Source organism: Rhodopila sp. (genome assembly GCF_035548095.1).
In the GTDB taxonomy this organism is placed as follows: domain Bacteria; phylum Pseudomonadota; class Alphaproteobacteria; order Acetobacterales; family Acetobacteraceae; genus Rhodopila.
This window is the reverse complement of the sequence record NZ_DASZUV010000004.1, coordinates 354,415-373,344: the sequence shown is the minus strand read 5'-3', so window position 1 is coordinate 373,344 and position 18,930 is coordinate 354,415. Positions and strand designations below refer to the sequence as shown.

The 18,930-nt window shown below is 68.2% G+C and carries 21 protein-coding genes; 10 read left to right on the top strand and 11 right to left on the bottom strand.

Translation table 11 applies throughout. The features are described 5' to 3' along the window. Positions 1-105: 105 nt before the first annotated feature. The 6 genes from VHC04_RS06015 to VHC04_RS05990 form a co-directional block, all read right to left on the bottom strand. A complete protein-coding gene (locus VHC04_RS06015; protein WP_325679024.1) occupies positions 106-288 on the bottom strand; it encodes a hypothetical protein in 183 nt (60 codons plus the stop codon). Continuing rightward, positions 281-1,273 (bottom strand): ABC transporter ATP-binding protein, encoded by a 993-nt coding sequence (locus tag VHC04_RS06010; RefSeq protein ID WP_325679022.1) that lies wholly within the window; start codon positions 1,271-1,273, stop codon positions 281-283. Before VHC04_RS06010 ends, VHC04_RS06015 begins: the two co-directional genes overlap by 8 nt. Before the next feature lie 141 nt (positions 1,274-1,414). Next, positions 1,415-2,377: an ABC transporter ATP-binding protein gene (locus tag VHC04_RS06005; RefSeq protein ID WP_325679020.1), complete on the bottom strand. Its 963-nt coding sequence runs from the start codon at positions 2,375-2,377 to the stop codon at positions 1,415-1,417. After that, positions 2,377-3,291 (bottom strand): ABC transporter permease, encoded by a 915-nt coding sequence (locus VHC04_RS06000; protein WP_325679018.1) that lies wholly within the window; start codon positions 3,289-3,291, stop codon positions 2,377-2,379. Before VHC04_RS06000 ends, VHC04_RS06005 begins: the two co-directional genes overlap by 1 nt. 24 nt (positions 3,292-3,315) lie before the next feature. Then, on the bottom strand, positions 3,316-4,287 hold the full coding sequence (locus tag VHC04_RS05995; RefSeq protein ID WP_325679016.1) for an ABC transporter permease: 972 nt from the start codon (positions 4,285-4,287) through the stop codon (positions 3,316-3,318). Positions 4,288-4,619: 332 nt separating this feature from the next. Beyond that, on the bottom strand, positions 4,620-5,669 hold the full coding sequence (locus VHC04_RS05990; RefSeq protein WP_325679014.1) for a LysR substrate-binding domain-containing protein: 1,050 nt from the start codon (positions 5,667-5,669) through the stop codon (positions 4,620-4,622). Here VHC04_RS05990 and VHC04_RS05985 point away from each other — a divergent pair. Next, positions 5,636-6,145 (top strand): DinB family protein, encoded by a 510-nt coding sequence (locus tag VHC04_RS05985; protein ID WP_325679012.1) that lies wholly within the window; start codon positions 5,636-5,638, stop codon positions 6,143-6,145. The two genes, VHC04_RS05990 and VHC04_RS05985, sit on opposite strands and share 34 nt — an antisense overlap. An 80-nt stretch (positions 6,146-6,225) precedes the next feature. Here the strand turns inward: VHC04_RS05985 and VHC04_RS05980 are convergent, their stop codons facing one another. Beyond that, positions 6,226-7,224 (bottom strand): ferritin-like domain-containing protein, encoded by a 999-nt coding sequence (locus tag VHC04_RS05980; protein ID WP_325679010.1) that lies wholly within the window; start codon positions 7,222-7,224, stop codon positions 6,226-6,228. A 134-nt stretch (positions 7,225-7,358) separates the two neighbouring features. On the opposite strand from VHC04_RS05980, the gene VHC04_RS05975 reads away from it, so the two are divergent. The 3 genes from VHC04_RS05975 to speB all read left to right on the top strand — a co-directional run bounded on the left by VHC04_RS05975 (position 7,359) and on the right by speB (position 11,121). Beyond that, positions 7,359-8,537, top strand: a complete 1,179-nt coding sequence (locus VHC04_RS05975; RefSeq protein WP_325679008.1) for an aminotransferase — start codon at positions 7,359-7,361, stop codon at positions 8,535-8,537. A gap of 91 nt (positions 8,538-8,628) precedes the next feature. After that, complete coding sequence (locus tag VHC04_RS05970) at positions 8,629-9,726, top strand: N-acetylmuramoyl-L-alanine amidase family protein (RefSeq protein ID WP_325679006.1); 1,098 nt, start codon at positions 8,629-8,631, stop codon at positions 9,724-9,726. Between the two features lie 387 nt (positions 9,727-10,113). Beyond that, positions 10,114-11,121: an agmatinase gene (gene speB / locus VHC04_RS05965; RefSeq protein WP_325679004.1), complete on the top strand. Its 1,008-nt coding sequence runs from the start codon at positions 10,114-10,116 to the stop codon at positions 11,119-11,121. A gap of 168 nt (positions 11,122-11,289) precedes the next feature. Here the strand turns inward: speB and VHC04_RS05960 are convergent, their stop codons facing one another. Continuing rightward, entirely contained in the window at positions 11,290-11,430 is a 141-nt protein-coding gene (locus tag VHC04_RS05960; RefSeq protein WP_325679002.1) for a hypothetical protein, read from the bottom strand. A 72-nt stretch (positions 11,431-11,502) separates the two neighbouring features. Next, positions 11,503-14,109 (bottom strand): MMPL family transporter, encoded by a 2,607-nt coding sequence (locus VHC04_RS05955; RefSeq protein WP_325679000.1) that lies wholly within the window; start codon positions 14,107-14,109, stop codon positions 11,503-11,505. 258 nt (positions 14,110-14,367) lie between these two features. On the opposite strand from VHC04_RS05955, the gene rpmE reads away from it, so the two are divergent. Both rpmE and VHC04_RS05945 read left to right on the top strand, forming a co-directional pair. Next, a complete protein-coding gene (rpmE, locus tag VHC04_RS05950) occupies positions 14,368-14,595 on the top strand; it encodes a 50S ribosomal protein L31 (protein ID WP_325678998.1) in 228 nt (75 codons plus the stop codon). A gap of 153 nt (positions 14,596-14,748) precedes the next feature. Beyond that, positions 14,749-15,225, top strand: a complete 477-nt coding sequence (locus VHC04_RS05945) for an Hsp20 family protein (RefSeq protein ID WP_325678997.1) — start codon at positions 14,749-14,751, stop codon at positions 15,223-15,225. A gap of 124 nt (positions 15,226-15,349) precedes the next feature. On the opposite strand, the gene VHC04_RS05940 is transcribed toward VHC04_RS05945, so the two are convergent. Then, on the bottom strand, positions 15,350-15,541 hold the full coding sequence (locus VHC04_RS05940) for a DUF1192 domain-containing protein (protein ID WP_325678995.1): 192 nt from the start codon (positions 15,539-15,541) through the stop codon (positions 15,350-15,352). A gap of 248 nt (positions 15,542-15,789) precedes the next feature. Here VHC04_RS05940 and VHC04_RS05935 point away from each other — a divergent pair, with 248 nt between their 5' ends. Next, on the top strand, positions 15,790-16,368 hold the full coding sequence (locus VHC04_RS05935; protein ID WP_325678993.1) for a DUF1013 domain-containing protein: 579 nt from the start codon (positions 15,790-15,792) through the stop codon (positions 16,366-16,368). A 31-nt stretch (positions 16,369-16,399) separates the two neighbouring features. Here the strand turns inward: VHC04_RS05935 and VHC04_RS05930 are convergent, their stop codons facing one another. Further along, on the bottom strand, positions 16,400-16,573 hold the full coding sequence (locus VHC04_RS05930) for a YdcH family protein (RefSeq protein WP_325679063.1): 174 nt from the start codon (positions 16,571-16,573) through the stop codon (positions 16,400-16,402). A gap of 390 nt (positions 16,574-16,963) precedes the next feature. Here VHC04_RS05930 and VHC04_RS05925 point away from each other — a divergent pair, with 390 nt between their 5' ends. The 3 genes from VHC04_RS05925 (at position 16,964) to VHC04_RS05915 (ending at position 18,849) form a co-directional block, all read left to right on the top strand. Continuing rightward, positions 16,964-17,167 carry a YdcH family protein gene (locus VHC04_RS05925; RefSeq protein WP_325678991.1) on the top strand — a complete coding sequence of 68 codons (204 nt, stop codon included), beginning with the start codon at positions 16,964-16,966 and terminating at the stop codon, positions 17,165-17,167. 81 nt (positions 17,168-17,248) lie between these two features. Continuing rightward, on the top strand, positions 17,249-17,722 hold the full coding sequence (gene purE, locus VHC04_RS05920; RefSeq protein ID WP_325679061.1) for a 5-(carboxyamino)imidazole ribonucleotide mutase: 474 nt from the start codon (positions 17,249-17,251) through the stop codon (positions 17,720-17,722). After that, the gene (locus VHC04_RS05915) at positions 17,719-18,849 is read left to right on the top strand and encodes a 5-(carboxyamino)imidazole ribonucleotide synthase (protein WP_325678989.1); all 1,131 of its coding nucleotides are present in this window, start codon (positions 17,719-17,721) and stop codon (positions 18,847-18,849) included. The genes purE and VHC04_RS05915 overlap by 4 nt, the downstream gene beginning before the upstream one ends. The last annotated feature ends 81 nt before the right edge of the window (positions 18,850-18,930 follow it).

Here is an 18,930-nt window from a genome sequence, read left to right as displayed (position 1 = left end):
GATCCGGCCACCCGACAACCCGCTCGGCGGACCGCGCCAGGGCGTGCCGGCCGGCGCCAATGCGCGGTGACCGCGGCCTTCAGCCCGCGCGTGTGGACCGCACCCCTACCGTCCCACCACCGGCGCGCAGTTCGTCCGCCCCGACGCCAGGCAATCCTGCATCGCCGCCGACTGCCGCAACTGCTGCATCACGAACCACACCCCGATCCCCACCACGATCAGCACCAGCAGCCCCACCAGTGCCCGCCACGGTGAGCCGGAACCCCCGCGGTCATCATCCTCATCCACGGCCTTCCTCCACGGCGTGACACGCCACCTCGACTCCATCCACGCGCGTGTGCGCCGGCTTCTCCATGCGGCACCGGTCATTCGCCAGCGGACACCTGGGATGGAACGTGCATCCCGACGGCGGGGCGATCGGGCTGGGCACTTCCCCCCGCACCGGCGTCCGCCGCTGGCCGATCCTCTCCAAGTCGGGCACCGATTCCAGCAGCATCCGCGTATACGGATGGCGCGGGCGGCCAAACACCGCATCGGCCGGACCCTGCTCCACGATCCGGCCCAGATACATCACCCCCAACCGGTCCGCCATGTGACGCACCACCGCCAGGTTGTGGCTGATGAACAGGTAGGTCAGCCCCAGGCGCTGCTGCAAATCCCGCATCAGGTTCAGAATCTGCGCCTGCACCGATACGTCCAGCGCGCTGGTCGGCTCATCGCAGACCAGGAAATCCGGCTCGCTCGCCAGCGCCCGCGCGATGGAGATGCGCTGGCGCTGCCCGCCCGAGAATTCGTGCGGATAACGCTGCCCATCCGCCACCGCCAGCCCGACCTGCGCCAGCAACAGGCCAACCCGGCCCCGTACCTCCTCCGCCCCCGCCGCCAGCCCGAACGTCCGAATTGGCTCCGCAACAATATCCGATACCCGCCAGCGCGGGTTCAACGAGGCATACGGGTCCTGGAAAATCATGTTCATCCGGCGGCGCAACGATGCCTGCGCGCGCGCGGCCGACAAGGAGACACCCTCGAACCGTATCTCTCCTTGCTTCGGGTCATACAAACCCACTGCCAGCCGAGCGATGGTGGACTTGCCGCACCCCGACTCTCCCACCAACGCGAACGTCGTCCCCGCCGCTACCGCGAACGATACCTCATCCACCGCCTGCAGCCACCGCCGCTTCTCCCCCGCCACCACCCGCTGCAGCCATGGCCGCGACACATCGAAGCCATGGGAGACACGGACGGCTTCCAGAACGGTCTTGCCGGTGCTCATGCGGGTGGGGTCCGGTGACCCGGGGGCGCTGCCCCCGCACCCCCGCAAAGGGGCGCGCCCCTTTGGATCCCCGTCCATGGGGGATTGGGTTCCCGGGGCGTTAAGCCCTTGGCGGGGCGCGGGGCAGAGTCCCGCATCAGCTTATCCATGCGCCTGCACCCAGCAGGCCGCCCGGGTGCCGTCGGCGTCCATCAGCTCCGGTTGCTCGGCCGTGCAGCGGGGGATGGCGATGGGGCAGCGTGGGTGGAAGCGGCAGCCCGGAGGCATGGCGTCCAGGCGCGGCATGGCGCCGTCGATCTGGCGCAGGCGGTTGGCGCGGTGGGTCAGGGTGGGGATGCTTGCCATCAGTCCTTCGGTATAGGGGTGGGCCGGGTGGCGGATCACCTGGGCGACCGGGCCAATCTCGGCGATGCGGCCGGCATACATCACGGCGACGCGGTCGGCGGTTTCGGCGATCACGCCCATGTCGTGCGTCACCAGCATCACCGCGGTGCCGTGGTCCCGGGTCAGGTCCTTCAGCAGGGTGATGATCTGCGCCTGGATCGAAACGTCCAGCGCGGTGGTCGGCTCGTCGGCGACCACCAGCGCCGGTTCGGCGCACAGCGCCAGGGCGATGACCACGCGTTGTCGCTGCCCGCCGGAGAACTGGTGCGGGTAGGCATCGATCCGCTGTCCGGCGGCGGGGATGCCGACGCGGTCCAGCCATTCGATCGCCTTGGTCCGCGCCGCCTTGTCGGACAGCGGCAAGTGGGTCTGCATCGTTTCGGTCAGTTGCCGGCCGATCGTGTAGAGCGGGTTCAGCGTGGTCAGCGGGTCCTGGAAGATGGTGCCGATGCGCCGGCCGCGGATGCGGCGCATCGCCTCGGGCGGCATCGTGTCGATACGTTCCCCGTTCAGGCGGATCTCGCCGCCGGCGATCCGGCCGGGGCGTTCCAGCAGCCCGACGATGGCGGCGCCGGTCAGCGACTTGCCGGCGCCGGATTCGCCCACCACGCCCAGCACCTCCCCGGGTTCGATGCTGAAGGACACACGTTCCAGCGCGCGCAGCGTGCCGCGGCGGGTAGGAAACTCGACCGACAGGTCGATGACGTCCAGCAGCGCCATCAGCGCAGCTTCGGGTTCAGCGCGTCGCGCATCCAGTCGCCCAGCAGGTTGATCGCCAGCACCATCAGGATCAGGGTCAGGCCCGGAAAGACGCTGACCCACCACTGCCCGCTGAACAGGAAGTCGTTGCCGAACCGGATCAGCGTGCCGAGGGAGGGTTGGGTCGGCGGCAGGCCGACGCCCAGGAAGGACAGGGTGGCCTCGGCGATCACCGCCAGGCCCAGGCCCAGCGTGCCGATCACCAGCACCGGCCCGATCACGTTGGGCATGACGTGGAACAGCATGATCCGCCAGGGCCGCACGCCGATGACGCGGGCGGCCAGCACATAGTCCTTGTTGCGCTCCACCAGGGTGGAGCCGCGGACGGTGCGCGCGAAGCCGGGCCACAGGCTGATGCCGATGGCGAAGATCATCACGTAGATCTGCACCGCGTCGCGCATGGTGCGGGGCAGGGCGACGGTGATGACACCGTCGACCAGCAGCGCGGTCAGGATGGAGGGGAAGGTGAGCTGCACATCGGCGATGCGCATCAGCACGGCGTCCAGCGTGCCGCCGGCATAGCCGCTGGCCAGGCCGATGGCGATGCCGACGATCACCGCCAGCACGACGGCGCTGATGCCCACCGCCAGGCTGATGCGCAGCCCGTACATGATCGCCGACAGCACGTCGCGTCCCTGGTTGTCGGTGCCCAGCGGGTTGGACCAATCGGCGTCCGCCATGCCGACCGGCGGCTTGAAGCTGTCCAGCAGCGACAGGGACGCCACATCCATCGGGTTGTGCGGCGCCAGGAACGGTGCGAAGGCGGCGGCGACGATCAGCACCAGCAGCACCAGCCCCGCCGCCAGGGCGACGGGTGAGGTCCGAAACCCGTAGAACAGGTCCGAATCCCAGGCTCTGGCCAGCCGCGCCTTCATCGGCGGAGCCTCATCGGTGCACCCTCATCGGCGCACCCGCAGGCGCGGATCGACCGCATAGTACAGCAGGTCGACGATCAGGTTGATGATCACGAACACCAGGGCGATCAGCAGCAGATAGGCCGACATGACCGGAATGTCCGCCGAGGAGACGGACTGCACAAGCAACAATCCCATGCCCGGCCACTGGAACACCGTTTCGGTCACCAGGGAGAAGGCGACGATCCCGCCAAACTGCAGCCCGATGACGGTGATCACCGGCACCAGCGTGTTCTTCAGCGCATGTCCGAAATAAATCGACCGGTTCGTCAGCCCGCGCGCGCGGGCGAACTTGATGTAGTCGGCACGGAGGACCTCCAGCATCTCGGCGCGGACCAGGCGCATGATCAGCGTCATCTGGAACATCCCCAGCGTGATGGCCGGCAGGATCAGGGATCGAATACCGCTCCAGGACGTGAAGCCGGTGGTCCACCAGCCGCCGATATGGCTGACCGTGCCGCGCCCGAAGCTGGGCAGCCAGCCGAGCCACACGGCGAAGCACAGGATCAGCAGGATGCCCAGCAGGAAGGTGGGCAGGGATACACCGATCAGGGAGACGATCATGAACAGGCGGGACAGCCAGCCGGTGCGGTTGATGCCGGTGTAGACGCCCATCGGCACGCCAATGGCGAAGGCCAGGATCGTTGCGGTGACCGCCAGCTCCAGGGTGGCCGGCAGCCGCTCCCCGATCAGGGTCAGCACCGGCTGCGCCATGCGGTAGGAATTGCCGAAATTGCCGTGCAAGGCGTTCAGCAGGAAATGCCAGTATTGGACGATGAAGGGCTGATCCAGGCCCAGGTCGTGGATCAGCTGCAGCCGCTGCGCCTCGGTATGGTCCTGCGGCAGCATGATGGCGATCGGATCGCCGACATAGGTGAACAGGGCGAAGGCCAGGAAGCCGACGACCAGCAGCACCGGGATGGCTTGCAGGATCCTGGAGGCGATGAAGCCGAACATCGGCCTCCGGTATAGCGTGGTTTGCGGCGGCTGGAAGCGGGGGATTTTTCGGGCGCTGCAAGCCGCCCTCGGAATCGGCGGGAGCGGTATCCGCGCCATTGGGCGTCCGATGGGATCACCCCTGTCCGGTACGCCTGTCCGGCACGCCACCTGTCTGGCGGCGGCGGTGGCGCGGGCATGGGATCGGGACTGTTACAAGGTGACGCTCATGACCGGATCGAAAAGACCCTCGACGATCGCCTTCCACGAGGCAGCCGGGTTCGAACAAGCAAAGACGGGATTTCAGATCGGGCGGTGGCCGGCGCGAGCCGGACAGGTGTCGCTGGCGAGGCTCAGCCGATCGCGGGTCTTGCCTGAACGGGGAGAACGCTTGCCTCCGACACCAGCCAGTCCCGCAGTGCACGCACCTGCGGGATGCGCAGCCGGTTCGGCGGGCAGACGAACCAATGTCCCTGCGGTGCCAGCACCGGCGGCTCGGGGGCCAGTTCCGCCAGCAGACCGTCGGCCAGCAGCCCGGTGACCAGGTTGCGGTCCACCACCGCCGCGCCCATGCCGGCCACCGCTGCTTGCACCGCCTGGGCCCGTGTCTCGAACGTCAATGCCGGCGGCGTGTCGGGCAGGCCCAGCGCGGCGGCGACCAGCGGCCAGTCCTCCGGTCTGCTGCCGGCGGCCAGGCGCGGCACAGTCGCGATGGAGTCCAGCAGCCGCGGATTGGCGACCAGCACCGGCCGATCGCGGAACAGCAGTGTGCAGTCCAGCCCGGCCCATCCGCCGGTGCCCCAGCGGATCGCGCATTCGAATGGTTCCGTTGCCAGGTCCACCGGCCGCATGCCGGTGCTGAACAGCAGGCGGGTGTTCGGATGCCGCGCCTGGAACCTGCCAAACCGCGGCAGCAGCCACAACGACAGGAAGCTGGACAGGGTCGAGACGCGGATGTCGCTGGCGCGGTGCCGGACCTCGGCGATGGCGCCGTCGATCGTATCGAACGCCGCGGCGAGGCGGCGTCCCAGCGTTTCTCCACCCTCGGTCAGCCGGATACGCGGCGCGCGTTCCGCAAACAGCGTGACACCCAGCGTATCCTCCAGCTGCCGCAGCAGGTGTGAGACGGCCGAGGGCGTGATGTGCAGCACCGCGGCCGCGCCGGTCAGGCTGCCGGCTCTGACCGTCTCGGCAAATGCCTTCAGCGCGCGCAGGGATGGAGCGGCTATTGAGAGAACCTCATGATCACGGGCCGCCTTCTCAGTAGCATCGCCGCGCTGTCCGGGCCAGAATCCGTCACCCGCAGCACCAGCCAGGGAGCCACGCCATGTTGCCAGGGAGCCACGCCATGTTGCCAGGGAGCCATGCCATGTTGAAGGACCGTTTCGATGAGCTGGCGGCATACAACCGCTTTGTCAATGCGCGGCTCTACGAGGATGCCGCCAGCCTGGCGGACGAGGCCCGCAAGCGCCCGATCGGCCTGTTCTTCAAGAGCCTGCATGGCACACTGAACCACCTGTTGGTCGCCGACTATATCTGGTTGCGGCGGATGACCGGCACAGGGCCGCAGCCCGCTCGGCTCGATCAGATCCTGTATGAGGATTTCTCCGAGCTGCGGGCGGCGCGGGTGGCCGAGGACGAGCGGATCCATGGCTTCGTCATCGGCCTGACAGAGAGGGATTACAATCGCCTGCTGGAATACCGCAATTCCACCGGGATGCTGTTCCAGCAGGCGCTGGGTCCGGCGTTGACGCATTTGTTCAACCACCAGGCGCATCACCGTGGCCAGGCGCATGCCGGCTTGACCATCCTCGGGGTCCGCGAGCCACAGTCCTTCGACCTTCTGGCCTATCAGCGGCGGCCGAGTACGGTCGCCTGAGGCGGGCGGCCAGATGAGGTGACCGGAAGGGGTAAAATGAGCCTCCAGGCCGAATCACGGACCAACCGGAGTGGCGGGCCTCATGCCACCGCCGGCTGCCGCCCCCGCAGGCGCCGCCAGGCATTCAGCACCCGTAGCCCGGTGGCGACCAGGAACGGGGTCGTGGTGGGGCGCAGCAAGCGCATGTCATAGCCGGCGAAGCGGCGGTCGTTCTCGGCCAGGCACAGCGCCATAAGGTCGGGGACGCTGATCTCCACGTCGCTGACCGCCTTGCTGCCGGTGACGGTGAAGTTGTTGTCCTGCCCCTTGGCCGGCTTGCCGCCCTCATCCATGCCGCGGGCGATCCCCATCCGCTCCCACGCCAGGAACACCCAGACGGCCCAGACCCGCAACTCGAACCATGGGCGACGCCAGATGGGCAGGTTGCGGCGATGCCAGGCCAGCCAGTTGGCGAACAGCAGGATATGCCTGGCTTCCTCCTGGATGACGGGCTCGAAGGTATCGACGAGTTCCGGCGGGAAGAATGCCGACCGCTTGGCCAGGGCGAACAAGCCGAAGGCGAAGAAGCTGTCGATGCATTCGGAAAACCCGGTGACCAGATAGGCCCATTCGGTGTCCCGCGGCGGTTTGTAGACCGGCGGCTTTTCCAGCGGGATGCCATACGCCTGTACCAGGTTCGACAGCACCACCCGGTGCCGGCCCTCCTCCCACCCGTTCAGCGTGATGGCATCATGCCAGTCCGGATCCGTCAGTGAGCGCGCATAGGCGGCCATGCGCATCATCGCCTTGTCCTCGGTCTGCACGGCGATGTCCCAGATCGGCAGGTTGACCAGCCGCTCCGTCGCCTCCGGTGTCATTTTCGGCCAGTCGATGATGGATGGCTTGTACGGGTTGAACGTCTCCCGGAACATCGCCGCGGTCAGACGCTTGTGGGCGTCCCCGCCGATCGCGACGCTGCCGGGCTCGCTGCCGTCCCAATGGCGGGCGGCGGCGTCGGCGGCGGCGATGCGCGCCTCGTTCGGTGGCAGGGCCTCGGCCAGTTTCAGGCCCGGCGGCGGGGTCAGATCGTCCAACGTCACGGTGTCACTCCTGGTGCGTTGCAGCGGCGATGTAGTGTCTCCCGCCGGCTCTGTCAGCCGCGCGGGCAGACGAAACCGCTGGACCGGCCGAGCGACGCTTCACCTCCCGGACATATCCCGGCAATAAGACGTCCATGATCCGTCCGCCGCTCTCCGCCCGCATCCGCGACACATTCGCCGCGCCGATTCCCACCGCCAAGGCCTGGGCCACACGCTATGATGGCAGAGCCGGCCCCACCATTGATCTGACGCAAGCGGTGCCGGGCTATCCGACCCATCCCGACCTCGCCGCGCGGCTGGCCGAGGGCGCGGCCTCTCCGGTGCAGGCCCGCTATGGCACCATCGATGGGGATGAGGCGCTGCGCGCGGCGCTGGCGGCCGACATCAACCGTGTCTACGGCGCCGGCCTCGCTGCGGGCGATGTGGCCATCACCGCCGGTGCGAACCTCGCCTTCACCATGGTGATCACCGTGCTGTGCGGCGCCGGCGACCAGGTGATGCTGCCGGTGCCGTGGTATTTCAACAATGCCATGGCGCTGACCATGCAGGGGCTGGAGGTGCTGCCGCTGCCCTGCCCGGCGGCAGCCGGTTTCGTTCCGGACCCGGAGCAGGCGGCGGCGTTGCTGACTCCGCGCACCCGGGCGATCGTGCTGATCAGCCCCAACAACCCGACCGGCGCGATCTATCCGCCCGAGGTGATCGCCCGCTTTGCCGCGCTGTGCCGCGAGCGCGGCGTCTGGCTGATCGTCGATGAATCCTACCGAGACTTCCTGCCGGAGGCGGCGTTGCCGCCGCACACGCTGTTCCAGGACCCGGATTGGGGCGACTACGTCGTGCACTTGTATTCGTTCTCGAAATCCTACTGCATCGCCGGGCACCGCGTGGGCGCCGTCGCCTGCGGCCAGGGGGTGCGGGCCGAGCTGAACAAGGTGCTGGACACCATGCAGATCTGCCCACCGCGCGGCCCGCTGCCGGGCCTGGCCTGGGCGATCGACAACCTGCACGACTGGAAGGCCGGCAACCGCGCCATCATCGCCGAACGGGCCCGCGTGTTCCGGGCGGGTGTCGGCCAGTTGCCCGACTGGCGGATCGACGCGCTGGGCACCTATTTCGCCTATATCCGCATCCCCGAGGGCGCGCGGGACGCGATGGCGGTGGGTGAGGCCCTGGCCACGGAATGCGGCCTGCTGTCCCTGGTCGGCCCGTTCTTCGGTCCGGGCCAGGACCGGTATCTGCGGCTGGCCTTCGCCAATGTCGATCTCGACGCCATCGCCGATGTCCCCGCTCGGTTGAATGCCTTCCGTCAAACCTGATATGAAAAATTAGGAAACCTTTTCAACTCTTTGAAAGAACTTCCGTGCCCGCTAGAACCCCCTCGATTGGCGTTCGGACCGGGGGAAACGGATGCGGCATGCGGCGAGGCTGTGTCGGGGCGTGCTGGCGGCGGTGGTGGGTGGCGGGCTGCTGGTGGCACCGCTGACCGAGGCGGCGGCCAAGACGGCCCACCCGACGACCTCGGCGGTGAAAACCGCGCCCGGCAAGACGCGCAGTCAGGCGACGGCGAAGGCCCGTTCCGGCGCGGCGGCGCATCGCCAGGCGACGGCCGCCGCCGCGAGGCCGGCGCGGCCGACGCACGCCAAGACGCGCCCGGCCGCGGGGCGGCCGGTGACGGCGTCCAGGCCGCATGGCAGGCACATGGCGTCCGCCGCATCGGCGCGCTCCAAGGGCCGGGCCGTATCGACGCCGGCCAGGCGTCCGGCGGGGGTACGCAAGCTGCAGATGGCGTCGTCGGCGAGCCATCCGCTCCGGCGTCCGCCGGCTTCACGTCCCGGCCGGCATTCGCCCGCGGTTGCCGCCGACCGGCCGCTGATCGTCATCGATCCGGGTCATGGCGGCACTGATCCGGGGGCGATCGGCGCGGGCGGCACGCGGGAGAAGGACATCACCCTGGCCATCGCGCAGGAGTTGAAACGATCCCTCGACGCGACGGGCCGGTATCGCACGGCGCTGACCCGATCCACGGACCGCACCGTATCGCTGGGCGATCGTCTGGCCTTCGCGCGGCGACACGATGCCGACATGCTGATCGCGATCCATGCCGATGCCTCGCCCGACCGGCACGCGCGCGGCGCCAGCGTCTATGTGCGGCGTTCCCGTGGCGGCGGCCTGACCGCCAATGCGCAGGATCCCGGCGGCATCGCGGCGGCGCTGAGTGCCGCGGAACCGCATCCGGCGCCGGGATCGGCCTGGCTGCAATACAGCATGATCGAGCAACTGGCCGACGACATCAAAATGGTCGGCGCTCCGGCGCGGGCCGCGCATCTGTATGTGCTGGGCGCGCGCGACATCCCCAGCGTGCTGCTGGAGACGGGGTTCATCTCCAACCGGCGGGACGAGGCGCTGCTGAAGCAGCCGGCGCACCGTCGGGTGCTGGTGCGGGCGATTCGGGATGCGCTGGACGACTACTACCGCGGGCTGCGGACGGGAGCGTCGCGGACATGAAATGCCGTGCCCGCCGAACGGCCGGGCTGTCCTGGACCATCTGATGTTGCCCGCGTGGCAGGGAGAACCGATCAGCAAGCCGCGTGATCGGCAGGCATTCGACCGCGGTGATCCGGATAGGAACGGCTTTCCGCGACGCGATGCGCGGCGGAGCCATGAACAGAACGCCTCAAGGACATGCCTCGAGGACATTTTGTGCGATTGCAGACGCCGATCCCGTCAGGATCCCGGTTTCCATACCGTCGCGCCGGCATCGGCGCCCTGCGCGGCCACGCCGGCGTCGATGGTCAAGGGCCTGGCCCGATCCGCATGCCGGCCGCGACGGGCGCTGCGACAGACTCCGCTCCCGCGCGTATAGTCCCGCCGGACGCACGGACAGGGGGGTGCATGATCAAGCAGCCGACCGCGTATCAGGATCTCCAGGACCCGCAGGCGCGCCCGCGCTATGCCGGGATCGCCAGCTTCTTCCGCGCGCCGCCATCGCAGGACCTGACCGACACCGATATCGGCCTGATCGGCGTGCCTTTCGACGGCGGCGTCACCAACCGCTCCGGCGCGCGGCATGGTCCGCGGGCGGTGCGCGAGCAGTCGACGTTGCTGCGGCGGATCAATGCCGCCACCCGGGTGCAGCCCTTCGCCGCCGCCCGTGTGCGCGACCTGGGCGATTGCTGGATCGAGCGGCCCTATGACCTGATCACCGCATTGTCGGAGATCGAAGCCTTCTACCGCATCGTCACCGCGGCCGGCATCGTGCCGCTGTCGGTCGGCGGCGACCATTCGATCAGCCTGCCGATCCTGCGCGCCGTGGCGGCCATGCACGGGCCGGTCGGGATGATCCATATCGATGCGCATTCGGACACCGGCGATGACTACCTGGGCTCGCGCTTCCACCACGGCGCCCCGTTCCGCCGCGCCGCCGAGGAAAACCTGATCGACCCGCAGCGGGTGATCCAGATCGGCATCCGTGGCACCACCAACGATCCCGACATGTGGGGGTTCAGCCAGCGCAGCGGCATGCGGGTCGTTTCGATGGACGAGTTCGCCGATCTGGGCTGGCGCGCCGTGGCCGAGGAGGCTCGGCGGATCGCCGGCACCGGCAAGGTTTATCTGACCTATGACATCGACAGCCTGGACCCCAGCCAGGCGCCGGGAACGGGGACTCCCGAGGCCGGCGGGATCGGGGTGCATGAGGCGCTGCGTCTGTTGCGATCGTTGCAAGGCCTGGACCTTGTGGGCGGCGATCTGGTGGAGGTGGCGCCGTCCTTCGATGTCGGCACGCTGACCGCCTTCAACGGCGCGTCCATCCTGTTCGAAATCCTGTGCCTGCTGGCCGAGGCATTTCAGCAGCGGACGAGGGACCAAAGATCGCCTGAAGCCGGCGGTGAGAGAGCGTGAATCGCGCTCTTGAATCAAGGAGGTGATAGAGCCGGGTCGACCTGACCCCATGCCGTGCCGGCCGGCCATCGATCACGCGGAGGGCAGGCAGGGGGGACGCAGGGGCGGGGCGAGGGAAGGGGCGGAAGCGCATGCTCCCGCCCCGGAATGATCGGTTCAGCCGCGACATCAGCAGGGTGGCGCCAGGCCGTTGGCGCAGGTCACCGCCGAACCGGGCGGCACCACGACCGTCGTCCTGGGCGGCGGCGCCGAACTGAAGCTCAGACAGCCGCCAAGCGGCAGGGCAAGCAGAAGCAGAAGCACGCGCATCTAGTCGATCCTTTCCAAAGTCACCCTGTGTTTGATGGGGTGTCGTTGCAGGATCGAGAAGGACAGGATGCTTCAAATGCCTGTGTGTTCAACCTCCCGCGCCGGGACTCGCACGGTCGCCAGCAGGGCCGGAACGAATACCAGCGTCGCCAGCAGCGTGCAGCCGAGGCTGATCAGCAGCAATTCGCCCATGCTGGCGGTGCCGGGATGGGCCGACAGCCAGAGGGAACCGAAGGCAGTCCCGGTCGTCAGCGCTGAAAACAAAACCGCGCGAGCGGTGGCGCTGCCCAGCGGCTCATCGGCGCCGGCACGCCAGTTCATCACGAAATAGATGTTGAACGATACGCCGACGCCCAGCAGCAGCGGCAGGGCGATGATGTTGGCGAAGTTCAGGTGCAGCGGCAGCCACACCGCGACCAGGAGCGTCAGCAGCCCCGACAGCAGCAGCGGCGCCATCACCAGCGCGACGTCCAGCGGCCGGCGCAGCAGCAGGAACAACAGGACGGCGATGGCGATTACGGCATAGATCGCGGCGGACTCGAATGCCCCGATGATGGTGTCGCTGGTCGCCTCGATGGTGACGGCCGATCCACCGGCATCCGGGGCCACGCCGCGCACCTGCCGGACGAAGTCCCGCAACCCTTCCGGCGTGTGGTAGGCCGGCTTCGGGTTCACCTGCACCCGCGCGCGCCCGTCGGGCAGGACCCAGTCGCGGGCGAAGTCGGCGGGGATGCTGGACAGGGTGACCGGTTCGGCACCGAGCGCGGTGCGCAGGCGATCCAGCTGATCGGGCAGGAAGCGCGTCAGGGCGGCGTTCATCGCCATCAGCACGGCGTCCGGCGCGGTCTCCACGCGCCGCAGGTCCTGTGCGATCCCCGCCAGCGGATGGTCCGGCGGCAGCTTCGCCAGCGCCGGCTCGATCTGCGCCAGCGCGGTTTTCGCGGCCAGCCGGATATCGGCGGCGGTGATCGGCGCCGCCGGGCTGCGCGGTGCCAGGGTGGCGGCCAGCAGGTTGTTGGCGTCGGCGATCACCGCCAGCTTCTGCGTCTGCTCCGCCGGCACGAAGGTATTGATGCTCAGTACGCTGGCGACCGAGGGCAGCTTCTCCACCTTTTCCGCGATCGCGGCCGCATCCGCCGCGTTCGGCGCCAGGATGTCGATCGTGTATGGATTGGTCAGCGGGTTGTTGATCAGGTCCCGCAAGGTGCGCATGGCCTCGGTGTTCGGGTTCTTCGTTGCCAGCGGATCGGAATCGAACACCAGGAACGGGGCGGATGCGACGGCGGCCACCGCCAGCACGCCGAACACCGCCAGGATCGGCAGCCGGCGCCGCACGATCACCGGGTCCAACCGAGCGGCCCAGGCGAAGCCGACCTCGACGCTTTCACCGCGTGGCCGGAACAGGGTGATGGCGGCCGGCAGGAACGCCATGGTGCAGATGAAGGCCAGGATCATGCCGCCGCCGGCGATCAGGCCCAGCTCCGCCACCCCCGAGAAATCGGTCGGTACGAAGGCCAGGAAGCCGGCCGCGGTGGCCAGCGACGCGATCAGGATCTGCACGCCGACCCGGCGTGCGGTTTCCGTCATCGCGGCGGCGGGATTGCCCGTCTCGAACCGGTATTCCCGATAGCGGACCGAGAACTGGATGGCGAAGTCCACCGCGATGCCGACGAACAGCACCGCGAAGCCAACCGAGACCAGGTTGAGGGTGCCGACGGCGATGGCGGCGAACAGGCCGGTCAGCAGCAGTCCCAGGAACAGGGTCAGCAGGATGGGAACGATCAGCCGCCAGGAGCGCACCGCCAGGAACAGCCACAGCGTGATCAGGATGACGCTGCCGATCAGTCCTTCCACCGCGCCTTCCGCGACAGTGGCGAACTCCTCATCCGCCAGGGCGATCTGGCCGGTGATCCGCACCTGCGCGTCGCCCGACTTCACGAAGTCCAGCCCGGCGATGACCTTGCGCATCGCCTCGGTCGCTGCGCCGCCGGGTTCCAGCGCGCCGTAGTCCTGCTTCGGCTGCACCAGGACGAAGCGATACGGTCCTGCCAGGTCGGCGACCCCGCCGCCCAGCAGGCTCTGCCAGGACAGCGGCTGCGGATGGCCGGACAGCGCGGCATCCATCGCCTTGTGGAAATTCTCGATCGAGGTCAGGTACGGGGTCAGGTCGGCGTCGCCTTTCGTGACGCCCATCCCCAGCAGCGACAGCGCCGAGAACAGGCCGCGCGCCGTCGGGTCCGCGACCAGCTGGCCGGTAAAGGGCTGTGCGTCGATGGTCTGGTCCATCAACGCGGAGAGCTTGGCGGGCGACAGGAACAGCAGCCCCTCCTTCTGCAGGAAGGGGGAGGCATCCGGCCGCCGCACCGTCAGGAAATGCTGTTTGTCCTGGCTCAGTTGCAGCGCCAGCGCGTTGGCGGTGGCATCCGCCTCCTCGGGCATGCGGGCCTGCACCACGGCGACCAGCAGGTCGCGGTACTGCGGAAACGCCTTGTTCATCTCCGCCGCCTGCTTGCGCCAGGGCAGGGAGGGGGAGAACAGCAGGTCGGTATCGGTGCTGACCCCCAGATGGCCGGAGGCGTACCAGCCGGCGAAGGCGGCGAGCAGGATGCCGCCCAGGAAGAAGGCCAGCGCATGGCGGCGGCTGGAATCGACGAGTCCAATCAGCAGGCGCAGCAGCATTGCGTCGGGGTGTCTTTCTGAGTGAGCGCTGGGGCTGAGTGAGCGCTGGGGCGGAGTGGGCCGCACCCGGATACAGGCTGGCGGGAACCGGGTCCACGATTCCGGCCCGGCGGTGCCGGCATGGCTGTATGACCTTGTCGTGAGGCCAGCCGGCGGGTGATCCATCGCGTTGGTGCTTGAGCCCGGCTGGTGACCCCGCTATACGCGCCGTTTCGCGCGGCCGGTCGGTATCGGCGGCGCCTGACAGGGACAAGAGAGATGAAGGCCGGAATTCACCCCGAGTACCACGAGATCAAGATCGTGATGACGGATGGCACCGAGTTCACCACCCGCTCCTGCATGGGCAAGGAGGGTGACACGCTGCGCCTGGACATCGACCCGAAGTCGCATCCGGCCTGGACCGGCGTCCAGCGCATCGTGGATACCGGCGGCCAGGTCGCGAAGTTCAACAAGAAGTTCGCCGGCCTTGGCCTGAAAAAGAAATAGGCTGTTGCCGCCGGTCTCTTGAACCGGCGGCGCGGATTGACCAACTCCAGCAGTGCCGTGGGCGCCCTCTTTTTGGGGTCTTCGGCATGTGGTTCGGGCCGGCTCGTTCGGGCGGCCCATGCGATAACCTTGCTTTGCAGGAGGTTTGGTACAATGACTCGTGTTGATTTCGCGCCTCTGTTCCGTACCGCCATCGGGTTCGATCGGCTCGCCCGGCTGGTGGACAATGCGGCGGCGGCGTCCGAAGCCCAGTCCTATCCCCCGTACAATATCGAGAAGACCGGTGAGGACACCTATCGTCTGACCATGGCGGTGGCCGGCTTCCGGCCGGAGGAGCTCGATATGACGGTGCAGGACAACAGCCTGATCGTCAGCGGTCGCGTGAAGGAGGAGGGGCAGCGCTCCGAAGTCCTCTATCGCGGCATTGCCGCCCGCGCGTTTGAGCGTCGGTTCGTCCTCGCCGACCACATCGTGGTCGAGGGTGCCGACCTGCAGAATGGCTTGCTGCATGTCGGTCTGAAGCGGGTCGTCCCCGAGGCGCTGAAGCCGCGGAAGATCGCGATCGGCACCGCGGCACAAGCACCGCAGGTGATCGCGAACGATCCCCGGGACGCCGCCCAGGCGGCTTGATCCCGGCCGGGATCCCTGGTTCCGCGGATCGATGGCGGAGATATCGGGGGCGGACATATCGGGAGCAGATGATGAGGGGCCGGTCGATCCGGCCCCTTTTGTCTCCGGTCCTCGGTCCGCGCCTTCAACGAGGCTTGAAGAAGGCGTCGGCGGCGCTGCGGTGGCTTTGCTTGCGCGTGATATCGGCCTCGACCCGGGCGATCTCGTTGCGGAGTTCCTGGATGTACTCGTGCAATTCCTCGACGCCGAGGCTGTCCAGCGGCAGCGGTTCCAGCCGGTGCCGCTTGCGGAGCGGCAGATCCTCGTCCTGCGCCATGTCTGTTCCCTGTCTGCTGCCGCGGTGCGTCCCGCGCATGGGTTGTGACCGTGAACCATAGCTTGACCCATCGGATTGGGCTTGTCATATCCCCCGCTTCGGCTGCCATATAATCCTGTCGCCGGCGTTTGCTCACGGGAACGGTCATCGGTTCACGGTCATCGGTCCACGGTCATCGGTTCTGGGCCTGCTTGCGGCAAGCAAGCCTGACACGCGCCGGGCGCCGGCTGAGAGAGATAACTGAGCACATGACGCTGCCATTGATGCCCAAGGCCACCGCGGTGTGGCTGATCGAAAAAACGGCGCTGACCTTCACCCAGATCGCCGAGTTCTGCGGCATGCACCCGCTGGAGGTGCAGGCGATCGCGGACGGCGAGGTGGCGCAGGGGATCGTCGGCTACGACCCGGTCGCCAACGGCCAGACCACGCTGGAAAGCATCCGCGCTTGCGAGGCCGATCCCAACGCGCGGCTGAAGCTGGCGCCTACCTCGCTGCCGGCGCCGAAGCGCCTGCGCGGCGCCCGCTATACGCCGGTGGCCAAGCGCAATGACCGGCCGGACGCGATCGCGTTTCTGCTGCGGAACTATCCGCAACTGTCGGAAGCACAGGTCGGCAAGCTGCTGGGCACCACGAAGGACACGATCCAGAAGGTGCGGGAGCGCACGCACTGGAACAGCCAGAACATCAAGCCGCGCGATCCGGTCATTCTGGGCCTGTGCAGCCAGACCGACCTGAATGCGGCGGTCGCCCAGGCAAATGAGCGTCTGGAACGGGAAGGCCGGACGGTTCCGCTTCCGCCACCGCCGGAAGCAGACGAAGCTGCCTGACCGGCGTGGCGGGGTCGCATGGGCTACTCCGTCAGGTCATGGCGGCCCTTAGCCGCTCCATTTCTTCCTTCACCCGCAACTTTTCCAGTTTCAGTCGCGTCAAGGCGTCGGAATCGGGTCGTGGACGGTGGTCTTCGTCGAAAATCCTGCCCTCAAGCATATCATGCCGCTCTTTCAGAGCGGCGAGGCGCGGACTATCCTGCATGGACTTGGTACCTCCGTTTTCAACCGGTTGGCTGCCAATGCCCGCCGCGGCGAGCACGGCAATGAACTGTAACGCCGTTTTCACCAGCGACGCCAGTGTTGGTTTGCAACACGCCGCGCGTCGCGATGTCATGCTGTTTCGCAGCCCCGGCGAAGCCTACCGCCGCGTGCCGGGACCGGCGGAGCACGCATGCCTGGTTCACGCCCGAGCCGAGGTTTCATGCGGCGATGTCTCATTGGCCGATGTCTCGTTGGCCGATGTCTCATCGGGCCGTACCGCATCGGACCGCGTGGCCCCGGATCGTGTCGCCGGGACCCGAACCGCGCCAGGCTGCGCGGTGACTCGGCGGGGCGCTGGACCGACGCGCTCCCTTCATGACAGGCTGCCTCCATGTTGAGCGACCGCGACACCCTGCTCCGTAAACTGCATGGGCTGCGCAGCGAGCATCGCGATCTGGACACCGTGATCGCGCGGCTGGCGGAGCAGGGGGCCGGAGACCAGTTGCACCTGCAGCGCCTGAAAAAGCGCAAGCTGATGCTGCGCGATGAGATTGCCTGGCTGGAAAGCCGCCTGATTCCCGACAGCATCGCCTGACCCATGGCCACGACCGGATCCAACGACACCCGCATCCGCACATCCCCCGAGGAGCAGGGGCGGGCCCTGGTCGGCATCATCATGGGCAGCCAGTCGGACTGGCCGACCCTGACGCATGCCGCCGAGACATTGCGGAAACTGGCGGTGCCCTATGAGGCGCGGATCGTCTCCGCCCACCGCACGCCGGATCGGCTCCGCGCCTATGCCGGTTCCGCCCGCTCACGCGGCTTGCGGGTGATCATCGCCGGCGCCGGCGGGGCGGCGCACCTGCCGGGCATGTGTGCCGCCTGGACGCCGCTGCCGGTGCTGGGCGTCCCGGTGGAGTCCCACGCGCTGAAGGGCATGGACAGCCTGTTGTCGATCGTCCAGATGCCGGCCGGCATTCCGGTGGGCACCCTGGCGATTGGCCGGTCCGGCGCCATCAACGCGGCGCTGCTGGCCACATCCATCCTGGCGGTCACCGATCCGCTGCTGGCGGACCGCCTGGATGCCTGGCGCGCCGAGCAGACCCAGGCGGTGGCCGACGAACCCGATGGGGCGTCAACCGCCGGATGACAACGTTTCCGCTACTGCCCAACGCCACGATCGGCCTGGTCGGCGGCGGCCAGCTGGGCCGTATGTCCGCCCTGGCCGCCGCCCGCCTGGGCTATCGCTGCCATATCCTGACGCGGGAAGTCGACAGCCCGGCCGCCCAGGTCTCCCACGCCGTGACGATCTCCGATTACAGTGAGCCGGCATCCCTGCGCGCCTTCGCCAGCGCCGTGGACGTGGTCAGTTTCGAGTTCGAGAACGTCTCCGCCGAGGGGCTGGACCTGTTGGCCTCGATGAAGCCGGTGCGGCCGGCGCCGAGCGTGCTGCGGATCAGCCAGGACCGGATCGCCGAAAAGTCGTTTCTGAATGGGGCCGGGGTGGCGACCGCACCCTGGGCGCCGGTGGAGACGTTGGCCGACCTGGAGGCGGCGGCGCGGCGGCTGGGCCTGCCGGCGGTGCTGAAGACCACGCGGCTGGGCTATGACGGCAAGGGCCAGGCAATGCTGCGCGCGCCGGAGGATCTCGCGCCGGCTTTCGAGCGTCTGTCGCCGAAGCCGCTGGTGCTGGAAGGCTTCGTCGATTTCGCCCGCGAGATCAGCGTGGTCATCGCCCGTGGCGCCGACGGCGGCCTGTCGGCCTTCGATACCGTCGAGAACCGCCACAGCCACCACATCCTCGACCTCACTCTCGCCCCCGCCCGGATCATGCCGCCGGTCGATCAGGCCGCGCAGGCGATTGCCCGCCGCGTCGCCGAGGCACTGGACCTTGTCGGCCTGCTGGCGGTCGAGATGTTCGTCGATCCCCGGGGCCAGGTGCTCGTCAACGAGATCGCGCCGCGCCCGCACAATTCCGGTCATTGGACGATCGATGCCTGCCCGGCCAGCCAGTTCGAGCTGCATATCCGCTCGATCGCCGGCCTGCCGCTGCCGCCGGCGGTGCGCCATTCCGATGCGGTGATGAAGAACCTGATCGGCCCGGAGGGTATGGCTCTCTGGCCCAAGGCCGTGGCGCAGCCGGGGCTGATCCCCCACCTGTATGGCAAGGATGCCGCCACGCCTGGGCGGAAGATGGGTCATGTGACGCGCCTGTTCCCGCGTGGCGCGCTGCCCGGCGATCTGGGCGTGGCGGATGCGCTGCGGGCGCTGGAATAGGCGATTCCCCAGCCTGCCGCGCCACAGCGCGGCCATGACACCGGCCCGCTCGTTGTGTAGGGAAGGACCGGACCTCTGGAG